The following is a 15,375-nucleotide window of genomic DNA, read 5'->3' on the forward strand; positions in this document are numbered from 1 at the left end:
GGAGGACCCGATGGCTGTTGCTGCCCGCAAGGCGGGCCGCGCCGGATCGAGCGCGGCTGGCAAGTCCACGCCCAATAAAACTTTGGCCCGTAAGGCCGCCCCCAATACCCCCCAATTCGACAAGGCTCAGGATCTCGCGGCCTATCACGAGATGCTGCTGATCCGGCGCTTCGAGGAGAAGTCCGGCCAGATGTACGGCATGGGCCTCATCGGCGGCTTCTGCCATCTCTATATCGGGCAGGAAGCGGTCGTCGTCGGCATGCAGATGGCCACGAAAGAGGGCGATCAGCTCATCACCGGCTATCGTGATCACGGCCACATGCTGGCCTCCGGCATGGACGCGAAGGGCGTCATGGCGGAACTCACGGGGCGTCGCGGCGGCTTGTCGAAAGGCAAGGGCGGCTCGATGCACATGTTCTCGAAAGAGAAGCACTTTTACGGCGGCCACGGCATCGTCGGCGCGCAGGTGTCGCTCGGCACAGGCATCGCGTTCGCGAATCGCTATCGCAACAACGGCAATGTCTGCCTGACCTATTTCGGTGACGGCGCGGCCAACCAGGGCCAGGTCTACGAGAGCTTCAACATGGCGGAGCTGTGGAAGCTGCCCGTCGTGTACGTGATCGAGAACAACCGTTACGCCATGGGCACGGCGGTGAACCGCGCCTCGGCGCAGACCGATTTCTCGAAGCGCGGCGTGTCCTTCAACATCCCCGGCGAGCAGGTGGATGGCATGGACGTGCGCGCGGTTTACGCGGCCGGCCAGCGTGCCATGGAACATGCGCGTTCCGGCAAGGGCCCGTACATCCTCGAGATGCAGACGTATCGCTATCGCGGCCACTCCATGTCCGATCCTGCGAAGTACCGCACGAAGGATGAAGTGACCCGCATGCGCGAGGAGCACGATCCCATCGAGCAGGTCCGCCGCCGCCTTCTGGAAAGCTGGAAGCTGTCGGAAGACGAGCTGAAGGTGATCGACGGCAAGGTGCGCGAGATCGTCAACGAGGCGGCCGAGTTCGCCACGCACGATCCGGAGCCCGATCCGTCCGAGCTTTACACCGACATTCTGCTCTAAGCGCGCTTAGCGTTTTGAAGAATTCGCCGAAAGCGTAACTGGAAAAACGAGTCTTCCATGGCGATTGACATTCTCATGCCCGCGCTCTCCCCGACGATGGAGCAGGGCAAACTGGCCAAGTGGCTGAAAAAAGAAGGCGACAAGGTCAAGCCCGGCGACGTGCTGGCCGAAATCGAAACCGACAAGGCGACGATGGAAGTCGAGGCGGTGGACGAAGGTGTCCTCGCTAAGATTCTGGTCGGTGACGGCACCGACAACGTGGCCGTCAATACGCCCATCGCGGTTCTGGCAGGTGAGGGCGAGGATCTCGCTTCCGCCGTCGCCAGCGCCAAGATGCCGGACCTCGTGGCCCCGCCCGCAGCGGCTCCCGCTCCGGTGAGCGCGCCTGCTCCGGCAACCGTGCCTGCGGCTCCGGCTGCACCCGCTGCGGTTTACGACGCGGGTCTCGAAGTTCCGGCCGGCACGGAAATGGTCAACATGACCGTGCGCGAAGCGCTTCGCGATGCCATGGCCGAAGAGATGCGCCGCGATGGCGATGTCTTCGTCATGGGCGAGGAAGTTGCGGAGTATCAGGGCGCCTACAAGGTGACGCAAGGGCTCCTGCAGGAATTCGGCGCCAGGCGCGTGATCGACACGCCGATCACCGAGCACGGCTTTGCCGGTGTCGGCGTTGGTGCAGCGTTCACCGGCCTTCGCCCCATCGTCGAGTTCATGACCTTCAACTTCGCCATGCAGGCGATTGACCAGATCATCAACTCGGCGGCCAAGACCCTCTACATGTCCGGCGGCCAGCTCGGCGCGCCCATCGTGTTCCGTGGCCCGAACGGCGCTGCGGCCCGCGTGGCCGCGCAGCACAGCCAGGACTATGCGGCGTGGTATTCCGCCATTCCCGGCCTCAAGGTCGTGGTGCCTTACAGCGCCGCCGATGCGAAGGGCCTCTTGAAGAGCGCGATCCGCGATCCGAACCCGGTCATCTTCCTGGAAAACGAGATCCTCTACGGCCACTCGTTCCCGGTGCCGGTGATGGACGATTTCACCCTGCCCATCGGCAAGGCGCGCGTTCATCGTCAGGGCAAGGACGTCACCATCGTCTCCTTCGGCATCGGCATGACCTACGCGATCAAGGCCGCCGAGGCGCTGGAGAAGGAAGGCATCGATGTGGAAATCATCGACCTGCGCACCATCCGTCCGATGGACACCGACACCGTCGTCGCATCGGTCATGAAGACCGGCCGCTGCGTGACGGTGGAAGAGGGCTATCCGCAATCCGGCGTCGGTGCTGAAATCGCCGCGCGGATCATGGAGAAGGCCTTCGACTATCTTGACGCGCCGGTCATTCGCGTGACGGGCAAGGACGTGCCCATGCCCTACGCCGCCAACCTCGAAAAGCTCGCACTGCCGAACGTCGATGAAGTGGTGCAGGCCGTGAAGGCTGTGACGTATCGGTGATCCATGGCGGACAAAAAATTCGAAGCCCTCAACGTTCCGCCTGACGCCCTCGAAAAGGGCGGCGTCGAGATTTTGCGGGCTTCGGTGGTCGATGGGGCGGTGAGCATCGCGCTGCGCCGCGCCTTCGACGATCCGTTCACCTGGGGCGTGCTTCTCGTCGATCTCGCCCACCACGCTGCGCGCGTCTATGCCATGGAAACCGACCTCTCGGAGGAGGAAGCCCTGGCCGAGATCATCGCGGGCATTCAGTCCGAGCAGGATGACAGCTCCGGCTCCGACACGTCTCCATCGCTCAACTAGATAATTTAGCTCAGGATCTCAAACGCCATGCCCATCAATGTCCTGATGCCCGCCCTCTCGCCGACCATGGAAAAAGGCAATCTTGCCAAGTGGTTGAAGAAGGAAGGCGACACGATCAAGTCCGGCGACGTCATCGCCGAAATCGAAACCGACAAGGCGACCATGGAAGTCGAGGCCGTGGACGAAGGCGTCCTCGCCAAGATCGTGGTGCCGGAAGGCTCTGCCGATGTTCCGGTGAACCAGCTCATCGCGCTGATCGCAGGCGAGGGCGAGGACCCGAAGACGGTCGCCGCATCCGGCGGCGCTGCGGCTCCCGCCGCCGCTGCACCCGCACCGAAGGCTGAAGCGCCTGCCGCGTCTGCCCCTGCCGCCGCTCCCGCGCCGCAGCCCGCAGCCGCTCCGGCTCCCGCTGCGAAGCCCAATGGCGCTGCGGCTGGTAATCGCGTCTTCGCGTCGCCGCTTGCCAAGCGCATCGCGAAGGATGCGGGCATCGACATTGCCGCCGTCCAGGGTTCGGGCCCGCACGGCCGCATCGTGGAAAAGGACGTGCGCGCGGCGGCTGCCGGCGGCGGCGTCAAGCGCGCGCCTGCGGCGGCTCCCGCTGCTGCACCGGCGCTCGCGCCCAGCGCCTCGGCCGAGCAGGTCAAGGCGATGTTCGAACCAGGCTCCTACGAGGAAATCCCGCTCGACGGCATGCGCAAGACCATCGCGAAGCGTCTCGTCGAATCCAAGCAGACGGTGCCGCATTTCTACCTCGCGCTCGACTACGAGCTGGATGCGCTCCTTGCCATGCGCGAGCAGATCAACGCCGCCGCGCCGAAGGACAAGGACGGCAAGCCGTCTTACAAGCTCTCGGTCAACGACTTCGTCATCAAGGCGCTGGCCATCGCGCTCCAGCGCGTGCCGAACGCCAACGCAGTCTGGGCTGAAGATCGCATCCTGAAGATGAAGCATTCGGATGTGGGCGTTGCGGTTGCCATCGAAGGCGGCCTGTTCACGCCGGTCATCCGCAAGGCTGAATCCAAGACGCTCACCGCCATCTCCGCCGAGATGAAGGACCTCGCGGGCCGCGCCCGTACCCGCCGCCTGAAGCCGGAAGAGTACACCGGCGGCTCCACGGCGGTGTCCAACCTCGGCATGTTCGGCATCAAGAACTTCCAGGCCGTCATCAACCCGCCGCAGGGCACCATTCTGGCCGTCGGCGCGGGCGAGCAGCGCGTCGTGGTGAAGAACAACGCCCCCGCCATCGTGCAAGCGATGACCGTCACGCTCTCCTGCGACCACCGCGTGGTCGATGGCGCGCTCGGTGCGGAACTTTTGGCGGCGTTCAAGGGGCTCATCGAGAGCCCGATGGGGATGCTCGTTTGAGCATCCAAGACCAGATCGCAAGGCTCATCGGCAGAGCGGTTGAATGCTCTGTCGGGGAGCCCTGGGATTTTCAATCAGAAGCGGGGCAAAATCGGCTCACCGGGGTCATCATTGCGGCGGCCGCGCCCGACGACAATCCAAGTCGGGTTCTCTGCCGGGTCAGTAAGTTCACTTCGTCTGATCATTCGGTGAATTACATTCAAGCGACGACGAGGAGTGCTTCCTCCGGTGATTTGATCGAGAGCCTTCTTGCTGGCGAGCGTGTTCCTAGCAATCTGGCCTTTCGGTACAGTTGGAATAACCCGGAAGCGGTCACGTTTCTTGATACCCGGCAACCGATAACAGACGGCACCTGGCTCATCGGCAGCATCAGGTTAGCCGACATCGACAACCGAACAGACGGCCTAGGGGAACCGGAGGCGTAAATGACAAACCAATACGACATCATCGTCATCGGCGGCGGGCCGGGCGGATATGTTGCGGCGATCCGCGCCGCGCAGCTCGGATTCAAGACCGCTGTGGTCGAGCGCGAACACCTGGGCGGCATCTGCCTCAACTGGGGCTGCATTCCGACCAAGGCGCTGCTGCGCTCGGCAGAAATCTATCACTACATGCAGCACGCCAAGGACTACGGTCTGTCGGCCGAAAAGATCGGCTTCGATGCAGACGCCATCGTCAAGCGTTCGCGCGGCGTGTCGGGCCAGCTCAATGGCGGCGTCGGCGGGTTGTTGAAGAAGAACAAAGTCGATGTGATCTGGGGCGAGGCGACCATTCCGAAGGTCGGCGAGGTTGTGGTCAGCGCGCCGAAGAAGGTGGCGATGCAGCCGCAGCATCCGGCTCCGCGCGGCACGCTGCCTGCGGGCACCTACCAAGCCAAAAACATCATCATCGCGACGGGTGCGCGTCCGCGCGTGCTTCCGGGCATCGAGCCGGATGGCAAGCTGATCTGGACCTATTTCGAAGCGATGGTTCCGCCTACCATGCCGAAGTCGGTTCTGGTGATGGGCTCCGGGGCCATCGGCATCGAGTTTGCCTCGTTCTACCGCACCATGGGTGCGGAAGTGACGGTGGTCGAGGTGCTGCCGCAAATCCTGCCCGTTGAGGACGCGGAGATCGCAGGCCTTGCCCGCAAGCGCTTCGAGAAGCAGGGCATCAAGATTTTGACCGGCGCGAAGGTGACGAAGGTCGTCAAGGGCGCGAACTCGATCACCGCCACCATCGACGACGGCAAGGGCACGCAGGAAATCACTGCCGAGCGGATGATCTCGGCCGTCGGCGTCGTGGGCAACGTGGAAAATCTCGGCCTCGAAAAGCTGGGCGTGAAGATGGATCGCGGCACCATCGTCACCGATGGTCTTGGGCGCACCAACGTCCCCGGCATCCTCGCCATTGGCGACGTCGCGGGCCCGCCGATGCTGGCGCACAAGGCCGAGCATGAGGGCGTGATCTGCGTCGAGACCATCAAGGGCCTGCACACGCACGCCATGGACAAGGCCAAGATCCCCGGCTGCACCTATTGCAACCCGCAGGTCGCGTCTGTCGGCCTCACGGAGGCGAAGGCGAAGGAAGCGGGTTACGACATCCGCGTCGGCCGCTTCCCCTTCATCGGCAACGGCAAGGCCATCGCTCTCGGCGAGCCGGAAGGCCTCGTGAAGACGATTTTCGACAACAAGACCGGCCAGCTTCTCGGTGCGCACTTAATCGGCGCGGAAGTGACGGAACTGATCCAGGGCTTCGTCATCGCCATGAACTTGGAGACGACGGAAGAGGAACTGATCCACGCCGTCTTCCCGCATCCGACCCTGTCGGAGACGATGCACGAGAGCGTGCTCAATGCCTACGGACGCGCGATCCACATCTGAGGCGCGCAGGCCGCAGTCGAAAGGAAGAATGGCCGGGCTCGCCCGGCCATTTGCGCTTTCGGCATGTGCCACTTCCAATCAATTCTCGATGACCAATCCGTGAACTGAGCGGTTGATGGCGATCAGGTCATCCATTGTGAAACCTTCGTTGAGCTCGCCCATCTTCTGGAAGATGAGATCCCGCAGTTGGGGAGCCCGCGCCTTATCCGCTGCCGATAAGGCGGTCCGCAAATCGTTGGTCTGGAGGTCGGAGCAGCAGGCGGGAGTGCCGGGCTGCTGCCGCCATGATTCATCGAGTGTTCCTGCGTCCACGCCGTCGAAGCCGACGGCGTCGATCAAATCGATAACGGTTTTCTTCGACCGCGCATCATCGCCCGCAACGGGAAGCGCGATCCGTCCCGGCAAGCCGGAAGCCTTCGCCTTGGTCGTAAGGCTATAAGCGAGATTGGTATTGAAAGCCTTCACCACTGGTCTCCCAAGCATTTGAGATACCCAGCGGCTTTCTGCCATCCCGTTTTCGATAGCGGCGATGGGCTCCTCGCGCACACCGGGGTAGTAGTTTCCGGTATCGACGACGATCACGTTCTTGGAAGCCACTGCGAAAAGATCCTTTGGCAGACGGGGAATGCTTCCCTGCGGGATCGCGACGATGACCATGTCCGCTGCTCGCGCGACTTCGCCGACTGCGACGGCGCTCGCCCCGGTTTCACGCGCGAGGTCTGCCAGAGTTTCGGCCCCGCGCGAATTGGCGATCCGCACGGCGTGCCCTGCGACGCAGAACTTGCGTGCAAGTGTTCCGCCAATCCGGCCCGCGCCGACGATTCCGATCCTCATGATGCATCCTTTATGTTATGGCATGACGTGGGCCGCTGGTTGCGCGGAAGTTGCACCGAGCACAAGAACCGACAGAAAAGTAAGGAACGCACCGAAAGGTAACCATGGGCGAAGGGCGCAACTGGAAATGCGATGATCCGGTACACCGCGCGGGCTATGCGGCGGTAACCGCGGAAGCTCTTCGCTGCATTGAGGGCAAGTGGAAAATCTTGATCCTCTGTCAGCTTTTCGCTCTCGGAACCCTGCGCTTTTCTGAACTCGAGCGATTGGTCAAAGGGGTCACCCAGAAGATGTTGACCCAACAGCTCAAGGAGTTGGAAAAGGACGGCCTCGTGAGGCGCGACGTCTATCCCCAGGTGCCCCCGAAGGTCGAATATTCACTGACCGACGTCGGGAGAGCCCTTGGGCCACCCATCGCAAGCCTGATGGAGTGGGCCGAAGCGCGCCGCGAACAACAGGGCGGGCTGGCCTCGGCGACTGAATGAGCAGAACGACCTCATTTGCGCTCTCGCAGCGCGCCATTGTCATTCGGGGCACGCGCTAGGACGCGCACCGAAATGACGCGCTCAAGTGAGAGAGAGCGCCAAGCCCGGCCCTTTGACGTTCACCGGAATGCCTCGCGCTAGCGAGTTGCTGACTGTTGATGCCGCTTTGGCCCGTCGGACAAGTTCGTCGAGGTCCGCGGCGGGATCATCGGCCTCGACCGCGATCCGGACCTCGGCGGCGGTCGCGACAAGCGGACGGCCGTCGAAACTCACCTCGACATCGACAGCAAGCTGACTGAGAGAGATGCCCATCTCATGGGCCACGTAGTGGAGGTCGTTGCACAAGCAGCCACCAATCGCCAGCGCGAGAAGCTGCCCGCCGTTGAACCCGAGACCAGTGCCTCCGGCCTTGTCGAGCGGGCGGTCGACGATGACCGAGTGAGAACCGCCCCAGCCAACCGCCGCTCCGGTCTCAGGCAGGCTCCGGAGCTTCACGCTCATCACCGTCATAGGGTCAATATCCTTGTCTGCAGCCGCCTACAGAGTGCGACAATGACCTGACCTATTGCAGACCTGAGCTATTGCAAGGAGACCGGGCCCCGCGATTTCGATCCTGAGTCCTTTGCCCCTGTCTCGTTCCCACCAGCAGAGAACGAGGCACGGTAATCTTCGGGGCATGACACCGACGCTCGGCTCATGCCGTCCCTCGCTAGTCGCCCGCGTGGTTGGAATTGGCCTTCTTGACCTGCTCGATGATGCCGCTGAGATTGTAGCTCTCGGGCGCCTGCAGCGGCGGGAACTTCTCGTAGGTCGTCAGGTGCTGCAGCCAGAGCTGCTGGCCGATGGGCAGCATGTTCCAATCGTACTGGAACGCGGTCGCCGGTGCGCCTAACGCGCCGCCGAGGCTCATGGCGGTCTTCTGATCGATGCCGACAGCCTGCTCGAACGGATCGCGCTTGATGTTCTGCACCAGCGTGAAGTGGAACGGGATGAGCGGCAGGACCCAGCCGGTCGGTCCGGGCTGCGACATGGTGTAGTACATCTTCCAGTTTTTGTAGCGCACCGCGGATGGCGTCGCTCCCGAATAGTAGAAGAAGAAGTCGCGCGCCGATTTCGTCGACTTGCCTTCGAGGAGATCGCGCTGATCGACGCCGTCGAGCGTCGTCTTGACGATGCCGGGATATTGTCCCGCCTCGATCTGCTGCTTCAGCGCGTCGCCCTTGGCTCCGCCGGCGATATCGACGAGAGTCGGTAGCCAGTCGAGAGCGGCGAAGAGCTGATTGCGCACGGTGCCGGGCTTGATGACGCCGGGCCAGCGGATGACCATCGGCGCGCGGTAGCCGCCTTCCCACGCCTCGCCCTTCTGGCCCTTGAACGGCGTCACGCCGCCGTCTGGGAAGCTGATCGCCTCGGCGCCGTTATCGGTGGTGAACACCACGATGGTGTTGTTGAGCTGACCCATATCCTCCAGCTTCTTGAGCACGACGCCGACATTGTCGTCGAGCTGCTTCATGCCTGCTTCGTTGACGCCCCAATCCTTGCCGCCGCGCTCGCCGACCATGGCCTCGTATTTCGGCGACAGCACGGTCACCACATGCATGCGGGCGGGGTTGTACCAGACGAAGAACGGCTTGCCGGTCTTCTTCGGGTCGTTGCGATCGAGGAAGTCGACGACCTTATCCGAGATTTCCTCGTCCACGGTCTTCGAACGCTCCAGCGTCAGCGGCCCTTCATCGGAACACATCTGGTTTCTCTCCGTGCCGTCGGATGATTTGCAGGAGAGGACATTGCGCGGCGGCGTGAGACAGACCGTCGTCTTGGGGTCGACCGCGCCGGGAATCTCCGCAATGCCGGGGATCGGCGTGTTGCGGCAGGGTGGGGCGACCGTCTGCGTGGTCGGGTTCTTGTTGATGTCGGGGAAGCTCACCTGCTGCATCGCGTCGAGGTGATAGAGATAGCCCCAGTATTCCTGGAAGCCATGCGCTGTCGGAAGCGCCGCGGTGTGATCGCCCAGATGGTTCTTGCCGAACTCGCCGGTGGTGTAGCCGAGATCGAGCAGGAATTTGGCGAGCGCCGGCGTTCCGGGCTGGAGATAGGACGGGCTGCCTGGCAGTTGCGGAGGAATCATGCCTGTACGCAGCGGATACATGCCGGTGAAGAACGCGTTGCGGCCGGACGTGCAGCTTTGCATGGCGACGTAGTCCGTAAACATCGCGCCTTCCTGGCCGATCCGGTCGATGTTGGGCGTCTCGCCCACCATCACGCCGCGATGGTAGATGCTCGGCTGCATCCAGCCGATGTCGTCGCCCATGATGAACACGATGTTCGGCTTCTGCGGCGGCTGCTGTTGCGGTGCTTGCGCGAAGCCAGGCAGAGCAAAAGCCATCAGCGCTGCGGTCGCGACGACTTTCGTCCATATGCGCCTGATGCGAAACCTGCCATCCGGTGTCCGTGAGAACGCACGATCATTCCTCATGGAGTGCTCCTCTTGTCGATGATGGGCAGCGACGACCGGCGCACGGCCGGGACGGCACCGTGCGTCATCGAGAGAACGAGACACGCGGTCCGGGGACTCCTCCTATCGACACGATGGAAACGTCAAAGTTCCTGCCGGCGGACGCACTATCCATAATTGCCAGCGCGGCGGTGAGGCGCGTTCTATCTCCGCTTGAGCCCCATCGCGTCCTCGATCCAGCCTGCCATGCTGCCGAGTCCGATCTTCGACATCCAAGCGGCGAAAATGCTCGGTTCGGGCGTCTCGGTCCCGCCATCCTTCTTTAGCCAGAGGCGTTTGACGATGGCGATCTTCGAAAGATCAACATCCTTGTATCCGAACGGCGGCAGGGTGTGCGCGGTAAACCCCGGATAGCCGGCATAGCCGCCGCTGCCAGGATCCACCATGAAGCCCACATCGCGCTTTTTCTTTTTCGCTTTCTTCTTGTCCGCGTTGCTCGGGATTTTCGCGTAGATGCGGTTTCCGTCCATCACGACGCCGAGATACTCGCCGTTGAGATCGACGATCTCCTTGTCGTCCCACGGAAACCAGCCGATCCAGTTGCCCCGTTTGTCGAACAGGTACTGATCGCCGCGATAGCGAGAGTAGGCGATCCAATCGCCGATCGAATTGAAGTAATGCACCACGCGCTCGGGTGCGTTCCCAATCCTCAACGGCGCAGCAGGCGCTTGCAGATCGGGAGAGGATGATGCGGCTTCATCGGCGGAAGCGGCATCCACGCTCTCCTTCGGCGAGCCTGCCGATGCCGGGCGCTTCGCTTCGTTGTCCCGAGTCCGTTTCAGCGGCACGAGCGTCAGGGTGGACACCCAACCGATCTCGCGATGGGCGGGGACGATGTAGGCGCGGCCATACTCGATCCGCTCGATGCGGCAGGCGAACGTTCTCTTGTCGCCGGGAGGGCGGTACGTGACGGCCGCTCCGACATGAAGCGGATTTCCCTCGGCATCGTTGAGCGTCTCGCCATCGGCAGGAGCGGCCGCGCCTGCGCCGCTGCCTGCTGTCATCTCGTTCGCCACTCTGGAGCGCTCAACGGCGGCAAGAATAAGCTTGGCGACGTCGCGATGGCGATTGCCGACGGTCCCTTGCGTCGGTCGCGCCCGATCCGGATTCCAGGTGCCGCCGATTTTGGCGAGCAACTCTGCCACAAGCTCGACTTCGACCTCGGACAATTTGATGCCTCCCCAGGCCAATTTTTTGATGACGTCACGGCTTCTGCAGCACGAGCGTCTCGGGCGCCACCCAGCCGATCTCGCGGTCGGCCGGGACGAGATAGGCACGGCCGTGTTCCATGCGCTCGATGCGGCAGGTGAGCGCTCTCTTTTCGCCGGGCGGCCGATAGATCACGGTCGCTCCGACATGGAGCTGATCGTCCGTGGTGAAGTTGAACGCCTTGCCTTCGGGAGCGCTGGATGCCCGAGCGCTCTGGCTCGCTGCTTTGGAATGATCGATGGCGCCGAGGATGAGCCGCGCGACTTCACGATGACGGTCACTGACCGCCCGGAGAGCCGGCTTTGTCCGTTCCGGATACCAGTTGCCGCCATTTCTTGCGAGCAGCTCTGTTACGACTTCGATTTCCTCGTCGGACAATTGGCTTCCCTCGACGCAGTGAGTCGGTCGGGCTCCATAAAGCAGTTATTCGGACTTGCTCGACAATAGAAAAAGAGACGTCGCCGGGTCTTATACTCAATTCTTCAGTGGCAAACCCTGCGAATGCTTTGTTTCAAAGTTTCATTGGCCCTAGATCAGCAACGGAAGGCTCAGAATTAAGGTCGCCCGCCACAGACCGCAGCCTTTTTGAGGAGGAAATCCTTCTCGCGCTCATTGCGGGTGAGGGCGGCCGCGTGCTCGAAGTGGATCCTGGCCTCTTCGAGCCGGCCCGCCCGGAACAGGAAATCCCCCTTCGCCGCCGGCAGGGGAGCATAGTCGCGCAACGCCGAAGTCTCATCGATCTCTTCGAGGAGCGTCAGCCCGGCTTCCGGGCCGAAGGCCATGCTGTAAGCCACGGCCCGATTGAGATCGACCACCGGCGACGGCATCACCGCCCGGAGTCGATTTTACAGTCCTGCGATCCGATGCCAGTCCGTTTCCTCCGCCTTGCGCGCTCGCGCATGGCAGGCGGCGAGCGCAGCCTGTAAGGCATACGGCCCATCAGTGCCGCCCAGAGCCTCGGCACGTTCCAGCGCGGCGAAGCCGCGGCGGATCAGGATCTGGTCCCATTGCGCGCGGTTCTGCTCGGTCAAGGGAACCAACGAGCCGTCCGGCCCGGTGCGTGCCGCCAGGCGGGAGGCCTGGATCTCCATCAGCCCAAGGAGGCCGAAGACCTCGGGCTCGTTGGGGGCCAAGCCCGCAAGAATTCGACCCAAGCGCTGGGCCTCGCTGCACAGGGCAGGGCGGATCAGGTCCTCACCGGCAGTGGCCGCATAGCCCTCGTTGAAGATCAGGTAGATGACTTCCAACACCGAGGCGAGGCGCGCCGTCCGCTCCGGTCCGCGAGGCACTTCGAATGTCAGGCCGGCTTTGGCCAGCATCTTCTTGGCCCTGACGATGCGTTGCGCGATGGTGGCTTCGCTCGACAGGAACGCGCGGGCGATCTCGTCCGTCGTCAGCCCGCCGATCAGCCGCAGGGTGAGTGCCGCGCGGGCCTCCGTGGACAAAACCGGGTGGCAGGCGGTGAAGATCAGGCTGAGGAGCTCGTCGCCGACATCGTCGTCCATGGCGGCCTCGATGTCCTCGATACTGGTATCGCGTTCATCCTCGAGGTCCCGGCCGATCTCGGCGTGCTTGCGCGCGAGCATCTTGTTGCGGCGGAGCCGGTCGATAGCCCGGCGCTTGGCCGCTGCCATCAGCCAGGCGCCAGGGTTTTGCGGAACCCCGGTCTTCGGCCATTCGGCGAGGGCAGTTACGAGTGCGTCCTGCGCCAGGTCTTCGGCCACGCCGACGTCGCGCACCATCCGGGCCAGCCCTGCGATGAGCTTGGCCTGTTCGATCCGGAAGACCGTCTCGATCACCTGATGCGTTTCGGGCACTGCCATGCCCTTCGCTTAACGGAGCAGCGATGGGCAAGGCAAGTCGCAGACGCGGCGTCAGCTGTCGGTCGGCTCGCAGGGCGCGAGCCGACCATCGTGTCGTCAGGCCGGCTGTCCCTGTGGCTCGGTCATAGCCGACATATCCATCCACATGGGTTCGAACACATGGCCGTCGGGATCCTCGAAGGTACGGCCATACATGAAGCCCATGTCCTGGCGCTCACGGATATCGGCCTTGCCGCCGGCAGCCGCCGCAACCTCGACGATGGCATCCACGTCTTTACGGCTGTCGCGCGAAAGCGCGATCAGCATTCCGGTGTCCTTGTGCGCGTCGGCGATCGGCTTCAGTGAGAAAGTCGAAAAGTAAGCGTGTGTCAGAAGCATGAAAGTGATGGTGTCCGACCAGACCATCGAGGCTGCGCTCTCGTTGCTGAACTGGTCGTTCTTCTCGCAGCCAATCGCTTGATAGAAGCGGATTGAGGCAGCGAGATCCTTCACCGGCAGATTCACGAAGATCATTTTGGGCATTGTAGGTCCCTTATGGCGATGCTCTGATCGAGCGTCAGAGCGCCAGCATGGTTTGCTCATGGAGAGGGGCACGACAGCAGTAGTCGCGCCCGCCGTGAAAGATCAGCGAAGAGCTGTCTTCTCGCGGGTTCGGTCGTGCAGTTCGGCGACCTCTGGTGTCAGGGCCTCGGCAAAGTCGCTCATTTCGTAAAGCGGACGGATCTCGATCTCGCTCGGCCCCGGCATCGGATTGGGACAGCGCTTCACCCACTCGATCGCCTCGGCCACGTCCCTGACCTCCCACAGCCAGAAGCCGGCAACCAGCTCGCGGGTCTCGGCGAAGGGCCCATCGATGACGGAGCGGTTCGGCCCGTCGAAGGCCACGCGCTTGCCCTGCGCCGAGGGCTTCAATCCGTCGCCTGCCAGCATGATGCCGGCTTTGACCAGTTCCTCGTTGAACTTGCCCATGGCTTCGAGGAGCTCGGTCGTGGGCATGACGCCCGCTTCGCTATCCTTCGTCGCCTTCACCATCACCATGACACGCATCGTTTAGTCTCCTTTTGACACGGAGGCCGCAGGGTCTCCTTGCTGCTACGACGAACGGAAGACGGCGGAATCGACAGCTCGTCGAAAATTTTTGGGGTTGGGCGATCCGACAAGCAAGGCCATATGGTCGCAATACTCATCTCGCCAAGGCAGCGGGAGCGCGCCGAATGGTGGGGCTACCGTCAGTCCGAAGGGCATGCCCCTTTCCGAAGGGCGGCCCCGAGGACGTTTCTGTAGCGTCTACGGAATGGCCGCTCGGCGTAAACGGGGTTTGCGAAGCCGCGTCGAAACGCTTAAGTCATAACCGGCGCATGGCTAGGGGAGATCGCCAGCCTCGGCTATGCGACGATGCGGAAAGGAAGCGGGCCGCGCCTCGGCGTGTCGTGCGGCTGGCTTCGGGTGCATAATCCGTTATGCCCGGCTCAAAGGTTTGAATTCATGGCCGTCGTTCTCGACCTTCTGAACAAGGACAACCGTCCTCGCCACCCGGAAAAGGCGCATCGGCCCGATCAGCCTGTCCAGCAACGCAAGCCGGACTGGATCCGCGTGAAGGCTCCCGGCTCGCCCAAATGGGCCGAGACCAACCGCATCGTGCGCGAGAACAAACTCGTGACGGTGTGCGAGGAGGCGGGCTGTCCCAATATCGGCGAGTGCTGGGAAAAGAAGCACGCCACCTTCATGATCATGGGCGACACCTGCACGCGGGCCTGCGCCTTCTGCAACGTGAAGACCGGCTTGCCCGAAGCGCTCGATCCGCATGAGCCGGAGAACGTGGCGAAAGCGGTCGAAAAGCTCGGTCTCGAGCACGTGGTCATCACATCGGTCGACCGCGACGACCTGGCCGATGGTGGCGCGCAGCACTTTGCCGACGTGATCCACGCCATCCGCGCGCGCTCGCCCAAAACCACTATCGAGATTCTCACCCCCGATTTCCTGCGCAAGCCCGGCGCGCTGGAAGTCGTCGTCGCGGCGAAGCCCGACGTGTTCAACCACAACCTGGAAACCGTGCCGTCGAGGTACCTCAAGGTCCGTCCCGGCGCGCGCTATTTCCACTCCATCCGTCTGCTCCAGCAGGTGAAGGAGATGGACCCCAACATCTTCACCAAATCCGGTATCATGGTGGGCTTGGGCGAAGAGCGGAACGAAGTGCTGCAGCTCATGGACGATCTGCGCTCGGCGGACGTGGATTTCATGACCATCGGCCAGTATCTCCAGCCGACCAAGAAGCATCATGAGGTGATCCAGTTCGTGACGCCGGACGAGTTCAAGGCCTATGAGACCACGGCCTACGCCAAGGGCTTCCTGCTCGTGTCCTCGACGCCGCTGACGCGCTCCTCGCATCATGCGGGCGAGGACTTCGCGAAGCTCAAGGCCGCGCGTCTCTCCAAGATCGGCTGATCGTTTCTCGTGG

15 protein-coding genes and 1 pseudogene are annotated in these 15,375 nt (G+C 62.8%); 8 read left to right on the top strand and 8 right to left on the bottom strand.

Annotated features, from left to right (window positions below; all coding sequences use genetic code 11):
- The first annotated feature begins 10 nt into the window (after positions 1–10).
- The 6 genes from pdhA to lpdA are packed head-to-tail and all read left to right on the top strand — an operon-like array spanning position 11 to position 6,051.
- The gene (pdhA, locus tag HB375_RS12645) at positions 11–1,072 is read left to right on the top strand and encodes a pyruvate dehydrogenase (acetyl-transferring) E1 component subunit alpha (protein ID WP_246728484.1); all 1,062 of its coding nucleotides are present in this window, start codon (positions 11–13) and stop codon (positions 1,070–1,072) included.
- A 57-nt stretch (positions 1,073–1,129) separates the two neighbouring features.
- On the top strand, positions 1,130–2,521 hold the full coding sequence (locus HB375_RS12650) for a pyruvate dehydrogenase complex E1 component subunit beta (protein WP_167673369.1): 1,392 nt from the start codon (positions 1,130–1,132) through the stop codon (positions 2,519–2,521).
- Positions 2,522–2,524: 3 nt separating this feature from the next.
- Positions 2,525–2,821 (top strand): DUF5076 domain-containing protein, encoded by a 297-nt coding sequence (locus tag HB375_RS12655; protein WP_167673370.1) that lies wholly within the window; start codon positions 2,525–2,527, stop codon positions 2,819–2,821.
- Positions 2,822–2,848: 27 nt separating this feature from the next.
- The gene (locus HB375_RS12660; RefSeq protein WP_167673371.1) at positions 2,849–4,189 is read left to right on the top strand and encodes a pyruvate dehydrogenase complex dihydrolipoamide acetyltransferase; all 1,341 of its coding nucleotides are present in this window, start codon (positions 2,849–2,851) and stop codon (positions 4,187–4,189) included.
- Positions 4,186–4,614: a hypothetical protein gene (locus HB375_RS12665; RefSeq protein WP_167673372.1), complete on the top strand. Its 429-nt coding sequence runs from the start codon at positions 4,186–4,188 to the stop codon at positions 4,612–4,614. The genes HB375_RS12660 and HB375_RS12665 overlap by 4 nt, the downstream gene beginning before the upstream one ends.
- On the top strand, positions 4,615–6,051 hold the full coding sequence (gene lpdA / locus HB375_RS12670; RefSeq protein WP_167673373.1) for a dihydrolipoyl dehydrogenase: 1,437 nt from the start codon (positions 4,615–4,617) through the stop codon (positions 6,049–6,051).
- 78 nt (positions 6,052–6,129) lie between these two features.
- On the opposite strand, the gene HB375_RS12675 is transcribed toward lpdA, so the two are convergent.
- Complete coding sequence (locus HB375_RS12675) at positions 6,130–6,885, bottom strand: NADPH-dependent F420 reductase (protein WP_167673374.1); 756 nt, start codon at positions 6,883–6,885, stop codon at positions 6,130–6,132.
- Positions 6,886–6,989: 104 nt separating this feature from the next.
- Between HB375_RS12675 and HB375_RS12680 the strand changes: the two genes are divergently transcribed.
- Positions 6,990–7,370 (top strand): winged helix-turn-helix transcriptional regulator, encoded by a 381-nt coding sequence (locus tag HB375_RS12680; protein ID WP_167673375.1) that lies wholly within the window; start codon positions 6,990–6,992, stop codon positions 7,368–7,370.
- Positions 7,371–7,451: 81 nt separating this feature from the next.
- On the opposite strand, the gene HB375_RS12685 is transcribed toward HB375_RS12680, so the two are convergent.
- The 7 genes and pseudogenes from HB375_RS12685 to HB375_RS12715 form a co-directional block, all read right to left on the bottom strand.
- Positions 7,452–7,880 carry an OsmC family protein gene (locus tag HB375_RS12685; protein WP_167673376.1) on the bottom strand — a complete coding sequence of 143 codons (429 nt, stop codon included), beginning with the start codon at positions 7,878–7,880 and terminating at the stop codon, positions 7,452–7,454.
- Positions 7,881–8,079: 199 nt separating this feature from the next.
- The gene (locus HB375_RS12690; protein ID WP_167673730.1) at positions 8,080–9,756 is read right to left on the bottom strand and encodes an arylsulfatase; all 1,677 of its coding nucleotides are present in this window, start codon (positions 9,754–9,756) and stop codon (positions 8,080–8,082) included.
- A gap of 272 nt (positions 9,757–10,028) precedes the next feature.
- Positions 10,029–11,054, bottom strand: a complete 1,026-nt coding sequence (locus HB375_RS12695; RefSeq protein ID WP_167673377.1) for a hypothetical protein — start codon at positions 11,052–11,054, stop codon at positions 10,029–10,031.
- Between the two features lie 34 nt (positions 11,055–11,088).
- On the bottom strand, positions 11,089–11,472 hold the full coding sequence (locus HB375_RS12700) for a hypothetical protein (RefSeq protein WP_246728485.1): 384 nt from the start codon (positions 11,470–11,472) through the stop codon (positions 11,089–11,091).
- A 176-nt stretch (positions 11,473–11,648) separates the two neighbouring features.
- A pseudogene (locus HB375_RS12705) lies at positions 11,649–12,917 on the bottom strand (RNA polymerase sigma factor).
- 96 nt (positions 12,918–13,013) lie between these two features.
- Positions 13,014–13,439, bottom strand: coding sequence for a VOC family protein (locus tag HB375_RS12710; protein WP_167673378.1), 426 nt, complete (start codon positions 13,437–13,439; stop codon positions 13,014–13,016).
- 102 nt (positions 13,440–13,541) lie between these two features.
- Positions 13,542–13,964, bottom strand: a complete 423-nt coding sequence (locus HB375_RS12715) for a YciI family protein (protein WP_167673379.1) — start codon at positions 13,962–13,964, stop codon at positions 13,542–13,544.
- Positions 13,965–14,402: 438 nt separating this feature from the next.
- On the opposite strand from HB375_RS12715, the gene lipA reads away from it, so the two are divergent.
- Positions 14,403–15,362, top strand: coding sequence for a lipoyl synthase (gene lipA, locus HB375_RS12720; protein WP_167673380.1), 960 nt, complete (start codon positions 14,403–14,405; stop codon positions 15,360–15,362).
- The last annotated feature ends 13 nt before the right edge of the window (positions 15,363–15,375 follow it).

This window comes from Microvirga terricola (assembly GCF_011777495.1).
GTDB lineage: Bacteria > Pseudomonadota > Alphaproteobacteria > Rhizobiales > Beijerinckiaceae > Microvirga > Microvirga terricola.

Coding starts and splice junctions, on each gene's coding strand:
- pdhA (WP_246728484.1), top strand. CDS start 11: ATGGCTGTTGCTGCCCGCAAGGCGGGCCGCGCCGGATCGAGCGCGGCT.
- HB375_RS12650 (WP_167673369.1), top strand. CDS start 1,130: ATGGCGATTGACATTCTCATGCCCGCGCTCTCCCCGACGATGGAGCAG.
- HB375_RS12655 (WP_167673370.1), top strand. CDS start 2,525: ATGGCGGACAAAAAATTCGAAGCCCTCAACGTTCCGCCTGACGCCCTC.
- HB375_RS12660 (WP_167673371.1), top strand. CDS start 2,849: ATGCCCATCAATGTCCTGATGCCCGCCCTCTCGCCGACCATGGAAAAA.
- lpdA (WP_167673373.1), top strand. CDS start 4,615: ATGACAAACCAATACGACATCATCGTCATCGGCGGCGGGCCGGGCGGA.
- HB375_RS12675 (WP_167673374.1), bottom strand. CDS start 6,885: ATGAGGATCGGAATCGTCGGCGCGGGCCGGATTGGCGGAACACTTGCA.
- HB375_RS12680 (WP_167673375.1), top strand. CDS start 6,990: ATGGGCGAAGGGCGCAACTGGAAATGCGATGATCCGGTACACCGCGCG.
- HB375_RS12685 (WP_167673376.1), bottom strand. CDS start 7,880: ATGACGGTGATGAGCGTGAAGCTCCGGAGCCTGCCTGAGACCGGAGCG.
- HB375_RS12690 (WP_167673730.1), bottom strand. CDS start 9,756: ATGGCTTTTGCTCTGCCTGGCTTCGCGCAAGCACCGCAACAGCAGCCG.
- HB375_RS12710 (WP_167673378.1), bottom strand. CDS start 13,439: ATGCCCAAAATGATCTTCGTGAATCTGCCGGTGAAGGATCTCGCTGCC.
- HB375_RS12715 (WP_167673379.1), bottom strand. CDS start 13,964: ATGCGTGTCATGGTGATGGTGAAGGCGACGAAGGATAGCGAAGCGGGC.
- lipA (WP_167673380.1), top strand. CDS start 14,403: ATGGCCGTCGTTCTCGACCTTCTGAACAAGGACAACCGTCCTCGCCAC.